Here is a 19,442-nt window from a genome sequence, read left to right as displayed (position 1 = left end):
AGTTGATCCCGAATTGCATTGGTTCAGACTTAAACTGATACCGCTCATGGATAAGAAAGGGTTGATGATTAGATATAAAGCATCGGGTTTTTATCTGGCCAGTGAAAAATAATTTCATGTCGGAGGAAGGTGATTTCCTGGAGCGGATCAGGCGCGGGTTTTTTATGTTTCATAGGGCGGATAAGTAATTGTCGTGCCATTCACCTTGGCGAAAGGCGTCAATAAATGCAGTTGCCGGCGCGCTTCCCTGACGATTTCCTCGACGCGAATCCCGCGTATTGTCAATGCATCGGCGATTAGCGAGCGATGACAGCGCCACGGCACGGCCTCGGCGCACATCAATGCGACGCGTTCCTGCTTTGCCTGTTCGATAAGATCAGCCAGATTTTCAGCAAATTCCTCGGTCTGCATGTAGTCAGCGAAGCCGCGGAACGCATCGTTGTGCCAACCTTGGTTAAGAGACTCAGGGCTAGTGTGGCGGAAACCTCCCAAACCGATGGCGTGCTTATAGCGGATGCCGGCAGATTCAAGCGCTTCAGAAAAAGTGTCACGGTTAAATTGCGGATTGTGGCGTGAGCGTGGCACGGTGCGCACATCAATGAGGCAGGTCACTGAATGGGCCTTGAGCAGGTCGATAAACGCAGCCAAGGGGCGCGTGGAATGCCCGATGGTTAATACGATAGGTTGAGGTTCACGCTTCAACTTCTCTGCTTGCATGAAACGCTCTGATCCGGGCGCGCAGTACGGGTAGAAGCTGTTGTTCAAACCAGGGATTGCGCTTGAGCCACAGCGTATTGCGTGGCGATGGATGGGGTAAGGGCAGATATTGCGGCGCATACGCCTGCCAGTTCCTGACTGTTTCCGTCAATGACGACATGCGGCGATCGCCAAGGAAGTGGCGTTGCGCGTATTGGCCGATAAGCAGCGTCAATTCAATCCGGGGCAGTTCGGCCAGCAAGTGGTTCAGCCATAGGTCCGCGCATTCGCGGCGCGGCGGTAAATCGCCGCTCTTTCCGCGCCCCGGATAACAATAGCCCATGGGGATGATCGCGATGCGCGAGGTATCGTAAAACACATCCCTGTCTATGCCCATCCACATGCGCAGGCGCTCGCCGCTAGCGTCGTTCCACGGAATGCCGGTCGCATGCACGCGTGTTCCGGGTGCCTGTCCGACAATGAGAATGCGGGCCGTTGCTTCGGCGCGTAGCACGGGGCGCGGGCCGAGCGGCAGATGCTTCTCGCATGCTCGGCAATTGCGCACGGCCGTCAGCAGTGCTTCGAGAGATGGATAACGGGTTTCGGTCACGAGGTTTGCGTGTTTTTGATGACTATAAATAATACTTAGTGTGAAGTATGGAACGGGTGGTTCAATAAGGTTGATGCTCTGATTGGGTGCAAATGTGAAAGGCTCATAATGGCTTCCAGGGAGTTAGCTGATAATCAGCTCCAACAGAGAACTTAATAACGCTTTACCGCGTTTTCTGGCGTTATGGACAAACTCGAAAAAGCCTAAATAAATGGGCAGATGCGATTGAGAAATCCCGCGATGCGGGCGTAACCAGGAACGCAGCAGCGACCAAAACCCTTCCATTGTGTTCACATGCACTTCATAAAACCCATCACCGTCCTCATCGCGCGCATATTCCCCGGCACCATGGCAAACGCTTTTTCGCGCGTATCCCCATGACTCCAGGCGGTCATAAATCGCATATTCATCGGTGTAAATGAGCGTACCCGGCGCTATGGTGCTTTGAATCACAGGCTGGATGGTCGTTTGCTGAACATTGTCCAGCATCTGAATGACCACTGGTCCGCCGCGTTGAATCATGCCCAATATCGGCGGCTTTTCCTTGGCCAGCGTACCGCGTCCACGCGCACCTTTTAAGCGGTTACGCCGACCTTTTCGGCCTTTTTTTTACGGCTTCCGGTTGGCCTTTATGCCCGGCTACCACATAAACTTCGTCGCATTCGACTTCGCCTTCCAGCACCACCACTGGTCTTTTGCTGACGATCCCTGACCGCAACTGCTGGGTCATTGGCTGAACGTCCGTTTCATTTAAATCCAGCTCACGGGCAATCTGCGCGTTCGATAAGTTCAAGCCCATAAAATACAAGCACAGCACCCAGATCTTCAAGGGTTGATGGTGACCCGCGAAAATCGTACCGGTTAAATCGTCGAATTTGCGCTGACAGGCCTTGCAGCTGTAACGCTGCCTTTCAGACTGGGTATCATCCTTGCCCTGCTTGATTATGGCTTCTGAGCCGCAATGGGGACAAGAGACTTTATCCGGCCAGCGCAGGACGCGAATCGTTTCAAAGCATTTGGCATTGTCTAATAGTTGAGGTAAGGTAATCATCCGTCCTATCTGGGGATACTGAACCTCAAATTCAAGTTTTCAGCAATGGTTGGGTATCTCCCTGGAATCCAATAAGAGCCATGTGAAAAACATCGGTAGAACGTTATGCGAGTTATCATACAGACGTAGAAATCGATTGGATACAATGTATCCAAGTTGCAAGCAGTAAAAGTTCCGCGCGAATCAGGGCAGACATCAACAACCAAAACAGTATAAAAACACGCATCGGCAAGGGAATCAAATGAGCGGAACCATTACAAAATTGAGCGGACCTGACTTCACCGGAGGCGTGGCTTTCTCCACAATTCCCGATGGTGCCTCCGTTGCTTGGCCATGCGCATGGCGAGCAGGTGCTTCTGACGCGGCAGGGCGACGAACTCTTTGTGATCGGCAATATTTGCACGCATTACGATGCCCCGCTGGGCGGAGGACTGCTCGTGCAGGATACGGGTTGTTGCTCATGGCATCATGCCTGTTTCAACTTGCGTACCGGAGAGGCCGGCGCACCATGGCGCTGGACCCGGGTTCCTGCTGGCGCATGGAGCAGCAGGGGTACTGTCCATGTTCGGGAAAAGCTTGAGTCGATCAGGAAACAACTGTCTGCATTATTGATCGATATAACAGGCTTTATCGTTATTGTCGGCGGCGGAGATGCTGCACCGGGAGGATTACGATAGTCGAATCACGATGCTGAGCGCGGATGAGTCGATTCCCTGATCGCCAAAAATTTTCTAGGCTATCTTGCCGACGTAGCATCCGAAGAATCACCTCCGTTGTGTTCACCCGAGTGCTATCAAGAGCACGATATCGATTTGAAACTGGCAGCGCGTGTCGTAGCGATTGACACGGCTAATCAGCAAGTACAGATCATCGATGGCAGTCGTCATACCTATGACAAGCTCTTGCTCGCTACTAGCGACGGTCTTCCACAGATGCATCATCTGCACGCGCCGGTCGGACCGTCACACCGGAGAAGACATTGCGTCGAATATTAGAGCATTTATTTATTACATAGAAACATAGCCTGAATGCCTGAAGAGATTGAGGCACTCATCAGCCTGAAACTCATCCAACAGTTTACCCATGAGTTGCCAAAGCTTATCGGAAGTGCGTTCTGCCGCCTTGCGCAGGAGCGCCTTCAGCTTGGCGAAGACCTGCTCGATCGGATTCAGCTCAGGACTGTAGGGCGGCAGGTATTTGATCGTCGCCCCGTGCGCTTCAACAATGGCCTGCACTTCCGCCACCTTATGCGCAGGGAGATTGTCACAGATGACGCTATCGCCGGGTTTTAAGGTCGGTCCTAACTGTGCGACCGCAGATATTCTTTGAAGGCTTCTCCGTCATGGCCTAATCCAGGCACCAAGGGGTTGTGAGCCGGTCGGCACGCAAGCCGGCAATCAAGGTCAGGGTTTGCCGATGACCCGCCGGCGCCGCATCCCCGACAGCGGGCACCCCCCAAAGCACGGCCATAGCGACGGATCATATCCGTGGATAGCCCCGTTTCATCCAGAAACACCAGTTTCGACAGATCGCAGGTTTTCTGCCAGGCAGGCCATTGCTCTCGGGCTATAGCGACAGCCTCGCGCTGCTGTTCAGTGGCGACCAGCGTTTTTTATAGCGATAGCCTAGTTTGAGCCGGATAAACTTATCAATGGCCGAAATCGAAACGCTTAGGTTTTGTTCGTGTTCCAGCCAGATCTGCAGTTCCTTCAGCATCATCGACGGGCTGTTCGCCAACCGGGCGCTGATGGCGGCTTCATACGGTTCCAGTCTCGAGCGTTTGTAGCCGCCAAAGGGCGCTTGCCTTGAACGGATCCGGTTTCACGCCACAAGGCGTGCATTCGACAGACAAAGGCCGGACTGACTTTGTATTGTAAAGCCACGGCCCGCACGGTGTGGCCTGCGGCAACCGCTTCAGCCACCCGGCTGCTGCGTAAATCTTCGGAATAAGGCTTGAGCATGATGAAAACGGCTCATCTCGTTTAACACGAGGTTAGTTTATATCATGTTTATATCTATACAATAACTGCTCTAGCTTGTTGCCCGGTGCCAGGGGCAGACCATCGCCGCGCGCAACATGTCAATTGCTAGGCTGGCGAGGTGGGCAGGTGATGTTTAAGCAAATCTCACTATCCGCCTGGTGCGCTCAACGCATATGACCTTAAGTTTGAGTGCATGCTTTTCAATGAAATGCCAGCTTGCTGCGCTTAACAGAATCGTTATTGCACCGGAGGTCAAAATCATATTTAGAATTGATACGCTTGGGATCAATGCTGCAACGGATTGCTGAACCGGCCATGCATAGATATAAATGCCGTATGAGTAATCGCCTAGTGAATTATATCGGCGAATAAATCCCGACGGAATATAGGCTAGAAAAAAAACGATATAAGCGAGCGATAAACTATAGACAATATAAAACAGGTCTTTATCATGAGCAGAAAAAACTACGGCACTTAATAAGGTCCAGAAAAGCCAGTGATAAATGGGTATCCGATCTTTCAAAACATAAAAAGATGCGCCCGTAAAAAACATAAAAGGGAGTCTTGCATATCTAGTGCCTGGAGATAAATAAAAATGATCGACAAAGACATAGATTCCCGATAGTGCTGCAAAAATGATGATCAATGCTTTTAACGCCTTTACTCTGCGTCTAGGCATTATTTTCAGCACAAGCCATGCAACAGCCAATGTCGCATACATTCTCACCTCATAGGGCAAAGTCCATAGCGATGCATTGGTATTAGGAACAGGATTGTTGCTAAATACACCCGGTAATTGTCTCGCTACATTGATAAAAAGCGTTGAGCTTCTTGGCAAATAAGTATAGGTTTCACGCGTTAAAAAATATTCGCTTAATGGTAGTGATGTTAAGGCTGGACCAAGAACAAAGACGGTTAAAAGCAACATTATTATCAGAGCAGGGTATATTCTCAATGTCCTGGCCCACACAAATTCGACAAGGCTGGATCGATTTAACAAACTTGCAGTAACGAGAAAACCGCTAGTGATGAAAAAAGTATCGACTGCAATTCCTCCTGGTGTCATTCCTATGCTTTCTCTAAGGAGTTCAGCTTTACCGGATACCGGGGCCAATGTAACCCCGTGAGAAATTAACACGGCAAGCGCCGCAATAATTCTGATAAGGTTGAAATTGTTATCTTTGCCTTGAGAGAAGTTGGATAGTTTATGCATGTCGCTTCCTTTTGTTATTTTTTATGCCTTATCATCAATAATTACCCCAGCGCCAATGCCTTGCGCTTTTCTATCATGTTGTTTTCTTGGTTTAATTAGGTTAACAAGTAACGTGGTCGGCCTATAGTTCATGTGGGCTGCTGCATATCATTAATCAGCAAGATGAGGTAATTTGAACTATAGACTCAAGGTCATAAATAATACCGCAGCAGAAAGAACAATTCATCCTTTAGGGCATCAAAAAATTAGCTACTGGAGTCTATGTAATGAATTTATGGCAATAATAAATTTCAAAGATGGCAACAAACTGCAAGAGATAGCTGCACGCCTCTTATGCGGTCGCTGGCCACGACCGAACCGTGCGGCGGATGGACAGCTCAATCCGGAACGAACGCATCTTGTGGCCTTTGGGAAAGCCCTTGTTTTTAAACATTCTGGCCTATCCGAACTCCGTCAGGTGTCAGTTTAGCGCATCAATGCGCCGATAAGGTCGCGTATCATCGGAATTATCCATTTGCCGATTAGCCATGAGCGGGCAATCATAGACTTTGTACAGTGATTCGATCAACAGTATCAGCTCTTTGGTGGCAATACCAGCTATCCATAAACACCACCCGAAAAAGGAGCCGCTTGTGATGGACGGCGCTCGTCAACATGTCACGGACATGATCGAGCCCTGATTTACCAGTTCCTGCGGAATCATACTGCCAGTAGTCGATCGCCAGAAAACATCGGTTCCATGATTAATTATAGAGACAACTCGCGGCACCGATCCCCCGGATCAGGCTATGTGCATTAACGCTGTACTGGCGACGGACCAGTTCGATCCGACACGAGCAATTCTTGACCAGTATGGTATCGTCAAAGACCAAGTATCCGGTCAGGGGCGTCATTACTTGGTCGCGGACATTGTCCCACACGAGGCGAGCCGTCATCCGTTCGCCGCGCAGATAGCGACCGACTTGATGCCGATGACGATTAGAGCTTTAGCCGTGCTTGCCGCGGCTAAAGCTTTCATGAAAACTTTGTTAGGATAGGGTGGTAAAATTTCCCGATTTATACATGAAATCAGCGCTTATGTGAGGTGGTAAGCTCTGGGGCGAATGAATTCGCCCTACAAGTGCTCTCGTCAAAATCCAGAAAAGTATTTTCCTGTCTAATTCTAAGCGCAAAACTGCTCAATTTGCTCGATCAGCCCATGTACATCCAGGCCGCACAGGGCCAGCAGTTCTTCGCGGGTGCCCTGCTCGACGAACCAGTCGGGCAGGCCGATGTTGAGTACCGGCATCAGGATCTTCTGCGCGTGCAGGAAGTCATTGACGGCGCTGCCGGCGCCGCCGGCCAGCACGTTCTCTTCGGCAGTCACGAACACGTCATGGCTTTTGGCCAGTTCCAGGATCAGGTCCGTATCGAGCGGCTTGACGAAACGCATGTTGACCACGGTCGCATTCAGATGCTTGCCGGCCTCGAGCGCCGGCGCCACCAGGCTGCCCCAGGCCAGGATGGCGATGCGCCCGCCCTGGTGGCGGACTTCGCCCCGGCCGATCGGCAAGGTGGTCAGCCCGGCCTGCACCGGCACGCCCGGGCCCTTGCCGCGCGGATAGCGCACGGCCGCAGGTCCCTCGTGCTGATAGCCCGTGGTCAGCATCTGCCGGCATTCGTTCTCGTCGGCCGGCGCCATGATCAGCATATTGGGGATGCAGCGCAGGAAGCTGTGGTCGAAGCTGCCGGCATGGGTCGGGCCGTCCGGTCCGACTAGCCCCGCGCGGTCCAGCGCGAACAGCACGTCGAGATTCTGCAGGGCGACATCGTGGATCAGCTGGTCATAGGCGCGCTGCAGGAAGGTCGAGTAGATCGCCACGACCGGCTTGGCGCCCTGGCAGGCCTGGCCCGCCGCCAGGGTCACGGCATGCTGCTCGGCGATCGCGACGTCGAAATAACGCTGCGGATAGCATTGCGAAAACTTGACCAGCCCCGAGCCCTCGCGCATGGCCGGCGTGATGCCCAGCAGGCGTTCGTCCTGGCCGGCCATGTCGCACAGCCACTGGCCGAATACTTCGGTATAGCTCGGGTAAGGCGACGGCGCCGATTGCGGCAGGCAGTCCTTCGAGGGATCGAAGGCCGGCACGCCGTGATAGGCCAAGGGGTCCTTCTCGGCCGGGGCGTAGCCCTTGCCTTTCTTGGTGACGATGTGCAGAAAGCGCGGTCCCGAGGTCTGTTTGAGATTCTCCAGGGTCGAGATCAGCATGTCCAGGTCATGGCCGTCGATCGGGCCGATGTAATTGAAGCCCAGTTCCTCGAACAGGGTGCCCGGCACGATCATGCCCTTCATGTGCTCCTCGGTCTTGCGCGCCAGCTCCCAGACGCTGGGCATCTTACTCAGCACCTTCTTGCTTTCCTCGCGCACGGAGGCATACAGGCGGCTGGACAGGATCTTGGTCAGGTAATTGTTCATGGCCCCGACCGGCGGCGAGATCGACATCTCGTTGTCGTTCAGGATCACCAGCAGGTTGGCGTCCAGGGCGCCGGCATGGTTCATGGCTTCGAAGGCCATGCCGCCGGTGATGCTGCCGTCGCCGATGATGGCCACCATCTGCTTGTCCTCGCCTTTCAGGTTTGAGGCAATGGCCATGCCTAAGGCGGCGCTGATCGAGGTGCTGGAGTGGCCGACGCCGAAGGCGTCGTACTCGCTCTCGGCGCGGCTGGGGAAGGCCGAGACGCCGCCCTTGGTGCGGATGGTGGGCATGGCTTCCTTGCGGCCGGTCAGGATCTTGTGCGGATAGGCCTGGTGGCCGACGTCCCAGACCAGCTGGTCGGACGGCGTGTCGAACACGTAATGCAGGGCGATGGTCAGCTCGACCGTGCCGAGCCCGGCCGCGAAGTGGCCGCCGGAAATGCTGACCGTGTGGGTCAGGTATTCGCGCAGCTCCCGGGCCAGGGCCGGCAGTTGATCTTTACTGAGCTTGCGGACATCATCAGGCGAGTTGATGTCTTTAAGCAGGGAATATTGATGTAATGTATTCATATTAATAGAGAGGTTCGCGATAGAACATCAGAATGAGTCCGATCTGAAACAGGGCGGCAACAGAAACAAACCCGGCAATATCTTTGCCCGGCCTGTCCAGTTTTAATTCCAGCCAGCGTCCGCATGCCAGAACCAGTGAAAAGACGCCCATCAAGGTATGGCCCACCTGGATGAGAAAAGCGCTTTTAGCCTGAAACCCGACATGCGAATGTGTCAGCAGCATGAGTCCGCCGAATGCTGCCAGTATAGGGAATACGAAAGGCAATTTGCTGGTGGTGTCTTTGGTCATTCTGGCGCGCAGTTCTATAACGCCCAGTACAAATACCAGTAAGGTTGCAATTCTATGCTGCAATACTTCACCGTTATTAAAGGTGCTGTCCCAGAATCCTATCGGGCCCAGTGGCCAGGATTCGGCGTCACTGCGGAAAAACAGAAAGATGCCCAATGCGACAAAACCGAAAGGCCAGTATCTGGTTAATGATAAAAATTTATCAAAAATGGAAAATGCGGACGGCAAACGCTTCGTATAGGAAAGCATCGCAACTAAGCTCATCACGGTCAGAAATATACCGGCAATATTGTGGTTGTAATCCGACCATGCCGTTGCCGCTTCCGAGGGGATTTGGCCTACGATAGCGACACGGCCCGCTTCCCCGGCTAGCAACGCTTCGTGAGTAGGTGAACTGGTGCGGGGAAAGCGTGGCGCAAAAGTGTTTAAAACTTCCTGCCAGGTAGCCGTCAAGTGCGGGATATCGATTGAAGGGGGCTGTGAAGCAAGGCTGGCGGCCGTGAATAACAAAATGACTAATACCAGGGTTTCCGCTTCAATGTAAAAAGGCACCCGATTGTTTAAGGCATGGTTATTGCCGGAGGTGCCGAATTGCAGTACGGCGCTCCTGTTCAGCCAGGCAAAACCCAGGGCGATCGATAGCATTATGATTTTAACCATTAACAGGTTGCCGTAGCCGGTGCCAATAAAACCATTCCAGGTGTCGATATATTGCAAGGCCATCGGCAGACCCGAGATTAAAATCATAGCGACCGAGGCCAGGCCGAACATTGAGAATCGTTTCAACATGATGGGCCAGAGTTCAGCCGGAATCAATTGGTGGCGACGCAAAAACCAGATGTTGACCAGTTGAAAGACGCCGCCTATCCAGGCCGCTGCCGCCAGTTGGTGCGCAACAGTCAGTGACATCAACGATGCCTGATTTTCAAAGCGACCGGCGGCATGCACCAGCCAGGCTCCGGAAATAATCATCGGTATCGCTATAAGACCGGCAGTTATCCAATGATACTGGGAAAAAGGATTTTTACTCAGGTACAGGTAGGCATAGCCAGTCAGCAGCAAAGTTAATACCATACGAATCAGTCCGCCGATGAATTGCGTGGTTTCGGCGAATTCAGGAAATGGCCATTTCTCCAGGATGGCGGTCATCAACCAGATTTTAAGAATGATCTTAAAAAGCTGGATCATCGCCAGGGCAAAACCGCCTTTGTACAAAAGGGCGATGGTTTTATCCAGCAGCGCGGTCGTATATCCATCGTGGCTGCGCCACGGGCACAGAACAAAAAGTCCCCAGAACAAGCTGCCTATTGCCAGTGAAAAACAAACAAGGTCAACTCCGCCAACCAGAGAATCGAGAAAGTCAGCTATGGCTTCCATTACTACAACCTATTGAGATACAACAAAGTGAATAACATCTTCTGTCAAGTGCCCGTCGGCCGCGAAGACTTTGAACCGGAGAGCATAATCGCCGGGCTCCAATGGCGGGACTTCTACAATGATGCGGCCGTTCTGCTGGCCTTGTGTCGCCTTTAATAATTCATGCTGATCGCCTTTACGCACGAGGAAAATTTGGGACAGCCCCAATTCAACCTGGGAGTTGAATGTCAGTTCGACCTTTTCTGTCTGATTGGCGTGAATGGGTGCAATTTTTAATGAATTATCCGTTACCACGGCATGAGCAGAAACAGTCTCTAGCTGAAGCAGACATAGAGTTAATAAGCCTATTTGGAGTGCACTTTTCATTGATCATTACCCTTTTTATTTTTTCATAGCATGGCTTGCCAGATTTTTGCCTAAATCCCAGATTGATCCAGGTATCTGGTGGGTGTCGGCGATGACCCTGTCAAAAGCCGTGACAATATGATCGCGGTCTTTTTGCGTTAAGGTTAATGGCGGTAACAGCTTGACCACGTTCATGCCGTGTCCGGCAACTTGAGTCAGAATATGATGCTCTTTAAACAGCGGAATCGTGATCATCTGGCAGAACAAGCCCTTATTGGCCGCTTCCAGCATCGCCCAGGCCGCTTTCAGTGTCAGGCTTTTGGGCGAGTTGAATTCGATCGCAATCATCATGCCTTTGCCGCGCGCTTCTTTCAGGAACTCATACTTTCCTGACATAGCGTTCAGGCTGTTGATGATATCGGTACCGACTTTGTCGCTGTTTTCGACCAGGTTTTCAGCTTTCATGACGTGAAGGGTGGCAAGGCCTGCCGCCATTGCTGCATTGTTTTTGGAGAAAGTCGATCCGTGCACGACCGCTCTATCCATGCGGTTAAAAACGGTATCCATGATTTTCGATGTCATCGCGACCGCGCCGACCGGAACAAAGCCGCCTGACAGGGCTTTCGCCATACAGATCATGTCGGGTTTAACGTTCCAGTGGTCGATCGCCCAGAATTTTCCGGTCCGTCCCAGCCCTGTCTGTACTTCATCAGCGACGAATAACGTACCGTATTTTTTACATAAGCGCTCGACTTCGGGCAGGTAATTATCGTCCGGAATATTGACGCCTTTGCCCTGAATGGGTTCGACAACAAAGGCCGCTACGTCTTTATTGCTTAAAGCTTTTTCCAGCGCTTCGAGATCATTGAACGGTATGGCGCTGCAGCCGGGTAATAGCGGGCCGAAGCCTTCGCGGAAAATTTCTTCGCCGTTCAGTGATAACGAGCCCATGGTCAGGCCATGATAACCGTGCTCACAAAAAACGATTTTCTCGCGTTTGGTGACGTAGCGGGCAAATTTAATCGCTGCTTCGACCGCTTCAGTGCCCGAATTGCAGAAAAACATCTTGGTCAGGTTGTCGGGCGTGGTTTTCAGTATTTCCTTGGCCAGCAAGCCGCTGAGCACCGAGACATCGAGTTGCACCAGATTGGGCAATTCCAGCGTTAAGGATTCATGCAATGCACTGACCACGGTAGGATGATTGCGACCGATCGCAAACACGCCAAAGCCGCTCAGCAGATCCAGATATTCGGTGCCGTCCTGGTCATAAAGATATTGACCGACAGCTTTCTTGTAATGACGGTCATAGCCGATAGTTTTTAAAACCCTGACCATTTGGTTGTTCAGGTGTTGTTCGTGCAGTTCAAATTTATCGGTGCTGTGTTGGGAAAAAAGTTCGGCGATGCTGAAAGACATTAAGTACCTCGAAAAATAAAATTCTTTTGCTGCTTGTGTTAGGGCAGGTGCTAAAAGCGGGCAGGCGTATCCAAGAGCAAATGAGGGTGAACGTGATAACGCTGGACGATAACTGCTGCCCTGGAGCCGCCAAATCTGTTCGAGTGGCGGAATATAAGCCGGGGCAGTTGTAAATAACCTACTCCACCATCACCGAGTCGACGTAAAAAGGCGAAGGTGATGAACAGGGTGTTTGAATGGTCTACTGCGTTATTCATGGAAACTTTGCGTAATTATGCTTGATTGGCCAAAGGCGTTAATTATATCAAGCTGTTGAGCAACCAATTTTAATTTATTCTTGGCGGCATTAAAATGCAGGCCCAGTTTGATCAATCCGGGTAGTTCAATCGGATGCAATGCGAGAAATATCAATAACTTGCTTAAAACCACATCGCCCTGATCGTTAAGTGAACGATGGACGGCTCTGGGCAGGTTCATGTTCACCGGGTCGACAATTGCGCGAATCGCCAGAAAAGGCAAACTGTGTTGCCGGGCAATTTTTGCGACAGCGACGCTTTCCATGTCCAACACAATGGCGCCGGTTTTGGCATGCAGTTGTTTTTTATCTTTACCCAATGAAACAATGTGACGGCTTTCAGCCAGGCAGCCGGTATGAACAACCCCATGCACTGACAAGATATTTCTGGTGTGGCTATGCCAGTCCGAGGCTATATCCATCCGAACATTATCCGTATCTATCAACGAATCAGCCAGGGTAAGATCGCCGGGCCTTAATGATGAATCGAGAGCAGCGGCGCATCCCCAACTGATCAGTCGGGACGCGCCTCTGGAAACCAGCAGTTCGGCTGCCGCTTGTGCATTTGCAGGGCCGGCGCCTGAATAAGCAACGAGTGCTTTATCGGATATAAAAACACAGTGCCCTTTCTCGAAATTTTTCGATGTCAGGGTGCCGAGTTCTTCCGGTAAAGCAACAACGATTCCGATAATCACTGTCTGTTAAGTTCGTTGCGGTATCTGGCAAGTGCCCATAACGGGAAGAACTTGTCGTAACCATGGTATTTCAAATAGAAAACCCTTGGAAAGCCGGGGGCCGTAAAGCATTTGTCATTCCAGACGCCATCCGCCTGCTGATTGCGCAGCAGAAAATCGATGCCGGCTTTTACTTCAGGGCTATGAGCCTTGCCGGCCGCCATTAGTGCCAGAAGTGCCCAGGCTGTCTGGAAAGCCGTACTGAAACGGTATTTTCCGCTATGGCCGACATCATGATAACTGTGGTTATCTTCACCCCAGCCGCCGTCTTCACGTTGCACACTTTTTAACCATTTCGCGGCTTTGGTATACATCGGGTCGTCCTTGGGTAGATTGGTTTGTTCCAATCCCAGCAAGACCGACCAGGTGCCGTAGATGTAATTGGTGCCCCAGCGCCCAAACCATGATCCGTCCGCTTCCTGTTCGCTGCGCAAATAGTCGATAACCCGTTCCAGGGTCGGCAGATATTCCTCATGATCCTTGGCTACACGTGCCATCAGCATGGCGCAGCGCGCGCTGACATCGGCGGTTGGCGGGTCTAACAGGGCTCCATGATCGGCAAAAGGAATTTCATTCAGATAATAATGGCTATTATCCGCATCGAATGCCCCATAACCGCCGTTCTTGGATTGCATGCCTACTATCCAATCGGTGGCACGGCGTACGGATTCATCCAGGTCCGGCAGACCTGATTCGGCCATGCCAAACGCCACGACCGCGGTATCGTCGACATCGGGATAATGCGGGTTTGCGAATTGAAATGCCCAGCCGCCGCCTTTCAGATCGGGTCTGGAAATTCGCCAGTCGCCCGGTTCGTCAGAGAGTTGTTTGCTTTTCAGCCAGTCATAGGCCCGTGTCAGGCTTTCACTGTTGCCGGGCTTGTCGGCCTCCAGCAAGGCGAGAGCGGTAAGCCCGGTATCCCAAACCGGCGATACGCAGGGCTGGCAATAGGCCTCATGCTCGTTGATAACCAATAACTTGTCTATGGCCTTGCGTGCCGTTATTACCAGTTCGTGATCTTTAGGCATGCCCAGCAGCAGCATGGCTTCGTAAGCATTGACCATGGCAGGGAAAATAGCTCCGAGACCGTCTTCGCCGTTCAGGCGCTCGATGAACCATGCTTTGGCTTTTTCGATCGCAAGCGCATGCATTTTTTTGGGAATTAATGGGCGTGTTTTACGACCCAGTTTATCCAGCGCCAGAAAAAATTTGTTTAAAGTTGTTCTTTCCGGAAAATAATGCTGCTCTTCGTCAGGATGGGTGATGAAAAGCTCCAGTATGTCAACTTTTTTCGGGTTTTTAGCGGTCGCTTTCAATGTGCAAAGCACAAACAGCGGAACCATGACGGTTCTTGACCAGTATGCAACTTTATCTAGGTGGAAGGGAAACCAGTCCGGAAACAGCATGATTTCAACCGGGATATAAGGCACGCCGCGCCAGGGCAGTTGCTCAAAGGTCGCTAATGCGATACGGGTAAAAACGTTGGCCTTGGCGGCGCCGCCCTGGCTCAGGATGTAGTTTCTCAATTGCACCATATGCGGCGCATCGATAGAATCGCCGGCCATTTTTAAAGCGTAATACACCTTAACGCTACAACTGATGTCCCCGGCGCCGCCCATGAATAGCGGATAGCTGCCATCTCTAGACTGATGGGATCTCAGATAATTGGCTATTTTTGCCTGCAACAGTTCGTCGATTTCGCCCAGATAATGCATCATCATGATGTATTCGGCCGGAATCGTGCAATCCGCTTCCAATTCGAATACCCAAAAGCCTTCTTTGTCCTGCAGACTTAATAATTTTTCTTGAGCTTTGCTTATGGCTTTATTGAGATCCAATGCATGAGAATTAATAGCAGTCGATGAACTCGGTGCGGTGCTGATATTTATCGCTGTAATTGCTTCAGTAAACATGGGTGTGTCCTTAAAGATCTGACTTGGATTTTGAGGATGACATTGTATAGGTCCAGCCGGGCGTTTTGAGTCCTCGGCCGGCTAAATTGAAAAACAGGGATAGCATGCTATTGCTGCGGCCGGCTAACTTCGTGGCAAGAATGGTAACTTTGACGCTGTTGCGTGAAATTTTGACTTGGCTGGATTGGGTAAAGTCCAGATTTTGTTTAATTTTTCGTAACGTCAATACGGCCATGCCGAGCGCCCATAGGCAGAAGTTACGGATGCCGGTTTCATGCGCAGGAATTAGCTGTGTATAAATCAGGGCATTATGCAGATGGCCATGGGCAATGCTGATTAGATGCTCCAATCCTTTTCTGAAATTTTCATCATTGGTTTCGGGTGTCAGGTCTTTAAGATCAAACCCGGTTTCGGTGAAAATATCCTGTGGCAGCCAACATACGCCGCGTTGAGCGTCATCCCAGATATCTTTCAGGATATTAGTCATTTGCAGGCCCTGGCCGAAAGAGACCGACAAGGTCAGCAGTTGCTCGCGATGTTGTGCAATTTCCGGTGAATAATGACAAAAAAGTTTGGCCAGCATTTCACCTACACAGCCTGCGACGTAATAACAGTATTTATCCATGTCTGCCAGTGTGGCCAGGCCGCCTCGCAGGTCCATGGCCTGATAGATAGGCATGCCTTCAGCCATGGTTTCAACGCAGCAAGCCAATGCTTCGATTTGATCCGGATCGAATTTGTGCGTGATTTCTATGACGCGCGGTAATACATGGATAAGCGTGTGTTCAGCCGGAATGGTCTGGGCCGACAGTAGCGGGGCAAGTTCGACAGCGAATGGTTCGGAATTAACGCCGGTTTTAACAACGTTAATAAATTCCGAGCAAAAATACTTCTTTTGCTCAGGCGATAAGGAGGTTTCGTCTTCTATGGTATCGACTATACGACATAACAGATAGGCATTGGCTACGGCACTGTAGAGTTTTTCCGGTAATTGGGGAATGGTTAGCGCAAATGTTCTGGATACACCTTCAAGCAATAAAGCCTGAAATTCATCATCAGATAATTTGCTGAGTGATTTTGGATTTTCCAGGGAAATTTGAGTTCCGTTCATAATTTTTTTTATGTCTACTTACAGTATTTTAATAAAAAGTTGTAGTACTGAGAGCAATAATAGACTGTTTGTTGGTATTTTGCAAAGCAATGTTGTTTTGTTGCTAATATGGCAGGCAAGCAGAATTTTTAGGATATTTATTGAGAATAAAAACAGAGATTTAAGTCTGTCTGTTGTGTTTTTGCAAAACAGCTTGGCGATATTTTGCATTGAGGCATTAATGCATAATTTATCGTAAAAACTGGAGTCGGTTAATAAAAGATAGTATTCTACTCAACAATAGATAAGCGTTTGTATTATATGAAAGGTCAGTTCGAATTGCTGAACTTGCCATAATGCTGAAAAGAGAAAAGGTTGTATTTCAGTGAATATTATCTTTTTGTTGTTTTATTGCAACGCGCTTATTATTTATAAAAATAAATCCAGGGTGGTCGTTGTGTTATGGCTACCGTCAGTCTATTGAAATTTTTTGGAGGGTTTGCCCGTGGGAGTTCCTTTACGTCAGCAGTTGGCTGTAGGCAGTTATCTGATTAAGCAAAAGTTGAAAGGAGTTAAGCGATATCCTTTGGTTCTTATGCTGGAACCTCTGTTTCGTTGCAATTTAGCCTGTGCGGGTTGCGGCAAAATTGATTATCCTGACGATATTCTGAATAAGCGTCTATCTGTTGAAGAATGTTTACAGGCAGTGGATGAATGCGGTGCTCCAATGGTATCAATCCCAGGCGGCGAGCCTCTGATACATAAAGAGATGCCGCAAATTGTCGAGGGGATTGTGGCGCGCAAGAAGTTCGTTTACTTATGTACGAACGCGCTTTTATTGAAAAAGAAGATCAATGATTACAAGCCTTCTCCTTATCTGTCTTTCTCCATTCATCTCGACGGCATGCGAGATCGTCACGACGCCTCGGTATGTCAGAAAGGTGTTTTTGATCAAGCCGTTGAAGCCATAAAGTTGGCATTGGATAAAGGTTTCAGAGTCACGATAAACTGTACTTTGTTCCAAGGCGAAAATTCAGAAGAAGTGGCCGAGTTTCTTGATTATGCAATGGAACTAGGGGTGGAAGGCGTTACTATCGCACCAGGCTTCAGTTATGAGCGGGCACCGCAACAGGACGTTTTTATTAAAGGTAAAGACGTTAAGGATTTGTTCCGGGGTATATTTAAAATCGGCAAAAACCGTAAATGGAAACTGAATCATTCCTCATTGTATCTGGATTTCCTGGCTGGCAATCAAAGTTATAATTGCACGCCATGGGGTAATCCGACGCGTAACGTATTCGGCTGGCAAAAACCTTGCTATTTACTGGCTGACGAGGGGAATGCGGAGAGTTTCCAGGAGTTGCTTGACAGTACGCCATGGGATAAGTACGGCACTGTAAAGAATCCTAAATGTGCTAGCTGTATGGCTCACTGTGGCTATGAGGCCACTGCCGTTGAGGATATGTTAAAACATCCAATAAAAGCTATGTTCACAGCAATCCGCGGGCCAAGAACCGAAGGGGTTATGGTGCCTGAACCTGAGCCGGACTATGTGCATGAGAAGCCTGTGCCAACGATTTCCGGTATTCCAGTCAGAGTTGAGATGGTCGAATAATTATAATGGTTGATGCTGGCTTTTATTTGTCCGCTGTGGCGGCAGTGGTTTGGTTAATTGTTTTACTGCTGCCGTGGCGTCCCTGGAGCGTTAAAGAAGTACTGGAAGCAGATTCGACTGGTTATGAACAGGCGGATCTCAGCGACATTACCGTCGTTATCCCGGCGCGTAATGAAGAAGATTTTATCGGTAGGACTTTGGCTGCTCTGGAGCATCAGGGGCAGGGGCTTAATGTCATAGTCGTTGATGACGAGTCTACTGATGGAACGCTTGCAATCATTCATCAGTCCCACCTGCACGCTTTGAAAATTATTCAATCCGGCTCATTGCCTGCTGGATGGACAGGTAAGTTATGGGCTCAGGAGCAAGGGCTCAAACAAGTGCAAACACCTTATACTTTATTGCTCGATGCGGATATAGTATTGCGCCCCGGCATGATCAAAAGTCTCAAAGACAAGCAATCGGCGGAAAGCGTTAACTTTGTGTCTCTGATGGCGGTATTACGGTTTGACTCGTTCTGGGAAAAACTGCTGATGCCTGCGTTTGTTTTCTTTTTTAAAATGATTTATCCATTCGCTTTGGCTAATAGGTCTGATAGCAAATTGGCTGCGGCGGCAGGTGGATGTATCTTTGTGGAAACGCATATATTGCACCAAATCGGGGGTATGGCTTCGATTAAAGACGCGCTTATTGATGATTGCACATTGGCAAAAACGGTAAAATCGGCCGGATACAAAATCTGGATGGGCTTGACACACGGTGTGTTGAGTCAGCGTCCCTATGGAACATTGCGCGATATATGGGAGATGGTAGCGCGTACGGCCTATACGCAGCTTTATTATTCGACTGCATTATTGCTGATTTGCACAGTGAGTATGCTGATAATGTACTGCCTGCCTTTGTTCGGCTTATTTTATTTTCAAGGCGAAGCAGCTCTATTCTGTTTTCTGGCTATTTTGTTGTTGGTGCTGATATACAGTCCGGTTCTGCGATTTTATGCATTCAATCCGGCCTGGGGGTTTGCTTTACCGTTGATAGCGAGTCTTTATTTATTGATGACCTGGACTTCTGCGATACGTTACTGGAAAGGAGAGCGTTCAAGATGGAAAGGACGCGTTTATCAAAAGATATAAATATGCTTTATAATTACGAGGTTTTTTGATTATGGTTTTAAGAAGTATAAAGTTGGCATTGGTCCTGGTATGGTATTTCCTTGCAACGGCAACTGCTTATGCCCAGGAAGAAGGCGCGGCCACAGCAAGGCAAGTGGTAGAAAAATTCCAGGCGGAACTTATCGAAGTTATGAAGAACGGCAAGCAGTTAGGCTATGCCGGCAGGTATGAGAAACTTAAAGACCCGGTTTCCAATAGTCATGATTTGACAAAAATTGCTCGTATTGTTGTTGGTAAAGAATGGGAAAAATTATCAGAAGATCAGCAACAAAATCTCGTGGATGTGTTCAGTCGTCTGAGTATTGCTTCTTATGCTCATAATTTTAAAGAATATTCAGGAGAATCATTTGTATTTGATTCGGAAGAAGAAACCGCAAGAGGCGGGGTAGTTGTACATTCTCATCTGGTAGTTCCCGGTGAAAAAGATGTGAAGTTCGATTATATGCTGAAGGAAAAAGGTCCTAGCTGGCGCATTATTAACATCATAGCCAATGGTGTCAGTGATCTGGCGTTAAAAAGATCAGAATACACCGCTATTTTGCAGCGTGAAGGATTCGATGCCCTAATAGCCAAGATCAACGAAAAAATTGATAATTATTCAAAACAGTAGGTTTTATGT

At 49.7% G+C, this 19,442-nt stretch carries 23 protein-coding genes; 6 read left to right on the top strand and 17 right to left on the bottom strand.

The window, feature by feature from the left end; translation table 11 throughout:
- Positions 1-162: 162 nt before the first annotated feature.
- The 4 genes from METLU_RS0110060 to METLU_RS28360 form a co-directional block, all read right to left on the bottom strand.
- Positions 163-717 carry a DUF488 domain-containing protein gene (locus METLU_RS0110060; RefSeq protein ID WP_036243001.1) on the bottom strand — a complete coding sequence of 185 codons (555 nt, stop codon included), beginning with the start codon at positions 715-717 and terminating at the stop codon, positions 163-165.
- The gene (locus METLU_RS0110055) at positions 692-1,306 is read right to left on the bottom strand and encodes a uracil-DNA glycosylase family protein (protein ID WP_027158095.1); all 615 of its coding nucleotides are present in this window, start codon (positions 1,304-1,306) and stop codon (positions 692-694) included. Before METLU_RS0110055 ends, METLU_RS0110060 begins: the two co-directional genes overlap by 26 nt.
- A 123-nt stretch (positions 1,307-1,429) precedes the next feature.
- Positions 1,430-1,858, bottom strand: a complete 429-nt coding sequence (locus METLU_RS28365) for an IS1595 family transposase (protein ID WP_231383700.1) — start codon at positions 1,856-1,858, stop codon at positions 1,430-1,432.
- Positions 1,859-1,889: 31 nt separating this feature from the next.
- A complete protein-coding gene (locus METLU_RS28360) occupies positions 1,890-2,357 on the bottom strand; it encodes an IS1/IS1595 family N-terminal zinc-binding domain-containing protein (protein ID WP_231383518.1) in 468 nt (155 codons plus the stop codon).
- Between the two features lie 311 nt (positions 2,358-2,668).
- Here METLU_RS28360 and METLU_RS26705 point away from each other — a divergent pair, with 311 nt between their 5' ends.
- Positions 2,669-3,034: a Rieske 2Fe-2S domain-containing protein gene (locus METLU_RS26705; protein WP_027158093.1), complete on the top strand. Its 366-nt coding sequence runs from the start codon at positions 2,669-2,671 to the stop codon at positions 3,032-3,034.
- A gap of 102 nt (positions 3,035-3,136) precedes the next feature.
- Here the strand turns inward: METLU_RS26705 and METLU_RS28355 are convergent, their stop codons facing one another.
- From METLU_RS28355 to METLU_RS25055, 6 genes are all read right to left on the bottom strand, one after another.
- On the bottom strand, positions 3,137-3,298 hold the full coding sequence (locus METLU_RS28355; RefSeq protein ID WP_196806528.1) for a hypothetical protein: 162 nt from the start codon (positions 3,296-3,298) through the stop codon (positions 3,137-3,139).
- A gap of 66 nt (positions 3,299-3,364) precedes the next feature.
- The gene (locus METLU_RS29160) at positions 3,365-3,628 is read right to left on the bottom strand and encodes a transposase (RefSeq protein ID WP_407939111.1); all 264 of its coding nucleotides are present in this window, start codon (positions 3,626-3,628) and stop codon (positions 3,365-3,367) included.
- A gap of 76 nt (positions 3,629-3,704) precedes the next feature.
- On the bottom strand, positions 3,705-3,827 hold the full coding sequence (locus tag METLU_RS28965) for a hypothetical protein (protein ID WP_269209217.1): 123 nt from the start codon (positions 3,825-3,827) through the stop codon (positions 3,705-3,707).
- A gap of 96 nt (positions 3,828-3,923) precedes the next feature.
- Entirely contained in the window at positions 3,924-4,076 is a 153-nt protein-coding gene (locus tag METLU_RS27880) for a hypothetical protein (protein WP_155920528.1), read from the bottom strand.
- The gene (locus METLU_RS0110015; RefSeq protein ID WP_027158091.1) at positions 4,073-4,318 is read right to left on the bottom strand and encodes a hypothetical protein; all 246 of its coding nucleotides are present in this window, start codon (positions 4,316-4,318) and stop codon (positions 4,073-4,075) included. The genes METLU_RS27880 and METLU_RS0110015 overlap by 4 nt, the downstream gene beginning before the upstream one ends.
- 154 nt (positions 4,319-4,472) lie before the next feature.
- Entirely contained in the window at positions 4,473-5,552 is a 1,080-nt protein-coding gene (locus tag METLU_RS25055) for an acyltransferase family protein (RefSeq protein ID WP_051299866.1), read from the bottom strand.
- Between the two features lie 172 nt (positions 5,553-5,724).
- Here METLU_RS25055 and METLU_RS27875 point away from each other — a divergent pair, with 172 nt between their 5' ends.
- Both METLU_RS27875 and METLU_RS0110005 read left to right on the top strand, forming a co-directional pair.
- Positions 5,725-6,021 (top strand): hypothetical protein, encoded by a 297-nt coding sequence (locus METLU_RS27875; RefSeq protein ID WP_155920526.1) that lies wholly within the window; start codon positions 5,725-5,727, stop codon positions 6,019-6,021.
- Between the two features lie 319 nt (positions 6,022-6,340).
- Complete coding sequence (locus METLU_RS0110005; RefSeq protein ID WP_027158090.1) at positions 6,341-6,589, top strand: hypothetical protein; 249 nt, start codon at positions 6,341-6,343, stop codon at positions 6,587-6,589.
- Between the two features lie 125 nt (positions 6,590-6,714).
- Here the strand turns inward: METLU_RS0110005 and dxs are convergent, their stop codons facing one another.
- The 7 genes from dxs to METLU_RS0109970 form a co-directional block, all read right to left on the bottom strand.
- Positions 6,715-8,577: a 1-deoxy-D-xylulose-5-phosphate synthase gene (dxs, locus tag METLU_RS0110000; protein WP_027158089.1), complete on the bottom strand. Its 1,863-nt coding sequence runs from the start codon at positions 8,575-8,577 to the stop codon at positions 6,715-6,717.
- A gap of 1 nt (position 8,578) precedes the next feature.
- Positions 8,579-10,243 (bottom strand): copper resistance D family protein, encoded by a 1,665-nt coding sequence (locus tag METLU_RS0109995; protein ID WP_027158088.1) that lies wholly within the window; start codon positions 10,241-10,243, stop codon positions 8,579-8,581.
- 9 nt (positions 10,244-10,252) lie between these two features.
- A complete protein-coding gene (locus METLU_RS0109990; RefSeq protein WP_027158087.1) occupies positions 10,253-10,609 on the bottom strand; it encodes a copper resistance CopC family protein in 357 nt (118 codons plus the stop codon).
- Positions 10,610-10,624: 15 nt separating this feature from the next.
- Positions 10,625-12,004: an aspartate aminotransferase family protein gene (locus METLU_RS0109985; RefSeq protein ID WP_027158086.1), complete on the bottom strand. Its 1,380-nt coding sequence runs from the start codon at positions 12,002-12,004 to the stop codon at positions 10,625-10,627.
- 249 nt (positions 12,005-12,253) lie between these two features.
- Positions 12,254-12,994 (bottom strand): phosphorylase family protein, encoded by a 741-nt coding sequence (locus METLU_RS0109980; RefSeq protein ID WP_027158085.1) that lies wholly within the window; start codon positions 12,992-12,994, stop codon positions 12,254-12,256.
- Complete coding sequence (gene shc / locus METLU_RS0109975; RefSeq protein WP_027158084.1) at positions 12,991-14,946, bottom strand: squalene--hopene cyclase; 1,956 nt, start codon at positions 14,944-14,946, stop codon at positions 12,991-12,993. The genes METLU_RS0109980 and shc overlap by 4 nt, the downstream gene beginning before the upstream one ends.
- Before the next feature lie 10 nt (positions 14,947-14,956).
- Complete coding sequence (locus tag METLU_RS0109970; protein ID WP_027158083.1) at positions 14,957-16,057, bottom strand: phytoene/squalene synthase family protein; 1,101 nt, start codon at positions 16,055-16,057, stop codon at positions 14,957-14,959.
- Between the two features lie 484 nt (positions 16,058-16,541).
- Between METLU_RS0109970 and hpnH the strand changes: the two genes are divergently transcribed.
- From hpnH to METLU_RS0109955, 3 genes are read left to right on the top strand one after another with little or no spacing between them, the layout of a single operon-like run.
- Positions 16,542-17,651 carry an adenosyl-hopene transferase HpnH gene (gene hpnH / locus METLU_RS0109965; RefSeq protein ID WP_027158082.1) on the top strand — a complete coding sequence of 370 codons (1,110 nt, stop codon included), beginning with the start codon at positions 16,542-16,544 and terminating at the stop codon, positions 17,649-17,651.
- A 5-nt stretch (positions 17,652-17,656) separates the two neighbouring features.
- The gene (locus tag METLU_RS0109960) at positions 17,657-18,784 is read left to right on the top strand and encodes a glycosyltransferase (protein ID WP_027158081.1); all 1,128 of its coding nucleotides are present in this window, start codon (positions 17,657-17,659) and stop codon (positions 18,782-18,784) included.
- 31 nt (positions 18,785-18,815) lie between these two features.
- Entirely contained in the window at positions 18,816-19,433 is a 618-nt protein-coding gene (locus METLU_RS0109955; RefSeq protein WP_027158080.1) for an ABC transporter substrate-binding protein, read from the top strand.
- The last annotated feature ends 9 nt before the right edge of the window (positions 19,434-19,442 follow it).

It is taken from the genome of Methylobacter luteus IMV-B-3098, assembly GCF_000427625.1.
Lineage (GTDB): Bacteria > Pseudomonadota > Gammaproteobacteria > Methylococcales > Methylomonadaceae > Methylobacter > Methylobacter luteus.
This window is presented reverse-complemented; position numbering and strand designations above follow the sequence as displayed.

What these genes read in the sequence shown, in the direction of transcription:
- METLU_RS28355 (WP_196806528.1), bottom strand. Translation starts at nt 3,298, where the DNA reads ATGATGCATCTGTGGAAGACCGTCGCTAGTAGCGAGCAAGAGCTTGTC.
- shc (WP_027158084.1), bottom strand. Translation starts at nt 14,946, where the DNA reads ATGTTTACTGAAGCAATTACAGCGATAAATATCAGCACCGCACCGAGT.
- METLU_RS0109960 (WP_027158081.1), top strand. Translation starts at nt 17,657, where the DNA reads ATGGTTGATGCTGGCTTTTATTTGTCCGCTGTGGCGGCAGTGGTTTGG.
- METLU_RS26705 (WP_027158093.1), top strand. Translation starts at nt 2,669, where the DNA reads ATGGTGCCTCCGTTGCTTGGCCATGCGCATGGCGAGCAGGTGCTTCTG.
- METLU_RS0110015 (WP_027158091.1), bottom strand. Translation starts at nt 4,318, where the DNA reads ATGCTCAAGCCTTATTCCGAAGATTTACGCAGCAGCCGGGTGGCTGAA.
- METLU_RS0109990 (WP_027158087.1), bottom strand. Translation starts at nt 10,609, where the DNA reads ATGAAAAGTGCACTCCAAATAGGCTTATTAACTCTATGTCTGCTTCAG.
- METLU_RS0109985 (WP_027158086.1), bottom strand. Translation starts at nt 12,004, where the DNA reads ATGTCTTTCAGCATCGCCGAACTTTTTTCCCAACACAGCACCGATAAA.
- METLU_RS0109970 (WP_027158083.1), bottom strand. Translation starts at nt 16,057, where the DNA reads ATGAACGGAACTCAAATTTCCCTGGAAAATCCAAAATCACTCAGCAAA.
- METLU_RS0110060 (WP_036243001.1), bottom strand. Translation starts at nt 717, where the DNA reads ATGCAAGCAGAGAAGTTGAAGCGTGAACCTCAACCTATCGTATTAACC.
- dxs (WP_027158089.1), bottom strand. Translation starts at nt 8,577, where the DNA reads ATGAATACATTACATCAATATTCCCTGCTTAAAGACATCAACTCGCCT.
- METLU_RS28360 (WP_231383518.1), bottom strand. Translation starts at nt 2,357, where the DNA reads ATGATTACCTTACCTCAACTATTAGACAATGCCAAATGCTTTGAAACG.
- METLU_RS0109955 (WP_027158080.1), top strand. Translation starts at nt 18,816, where the DNA reads ATGGTTTTAAGAAGTATAAAGTTGGCATTGGTCCTGGTATGGTATTTC.
- METLU_RS0110005 (WP_027158090.1), top strand. Translation starts at nt 6,341, where the DNA reads ATGTGCATTAACGCTGTACTGGCGACGGACCAGTTCGATCCGACACGA.
- METLU_RS28965 (WP_269209217.1), bottom strand. Translation starts at nt 3,827, where the DNA reads ATGGCCGTGCTTTGGGGGGTGCCCGCTGTCGGGGATGCGGCGCCGGCG.
- METLU_RS27880 (WP_155920528.1), bottom strand. Translation starts at nt 4,076, where the DNA reads ATGATGCTGAAGGAACTGCAGATCTGGCTGGAACACGAACAAAACCTA.
- METLU_RS25055 (WP_051299866.1), bottom strand. Translation starts at nt 5,552, where the DNA reads ATGCATAAACTATCCAACTTCTCTCAAGGCAAAGATAACAATTTCAAC.
- METLU_RS0109995 (WP_027158088.1), bottom strand. Translation starts at nt 10,243, where the DNA reads ATGGAAGCCATAGCTGACTTTCTCGATTCTCTGGTTGGCGGAGTTGAC.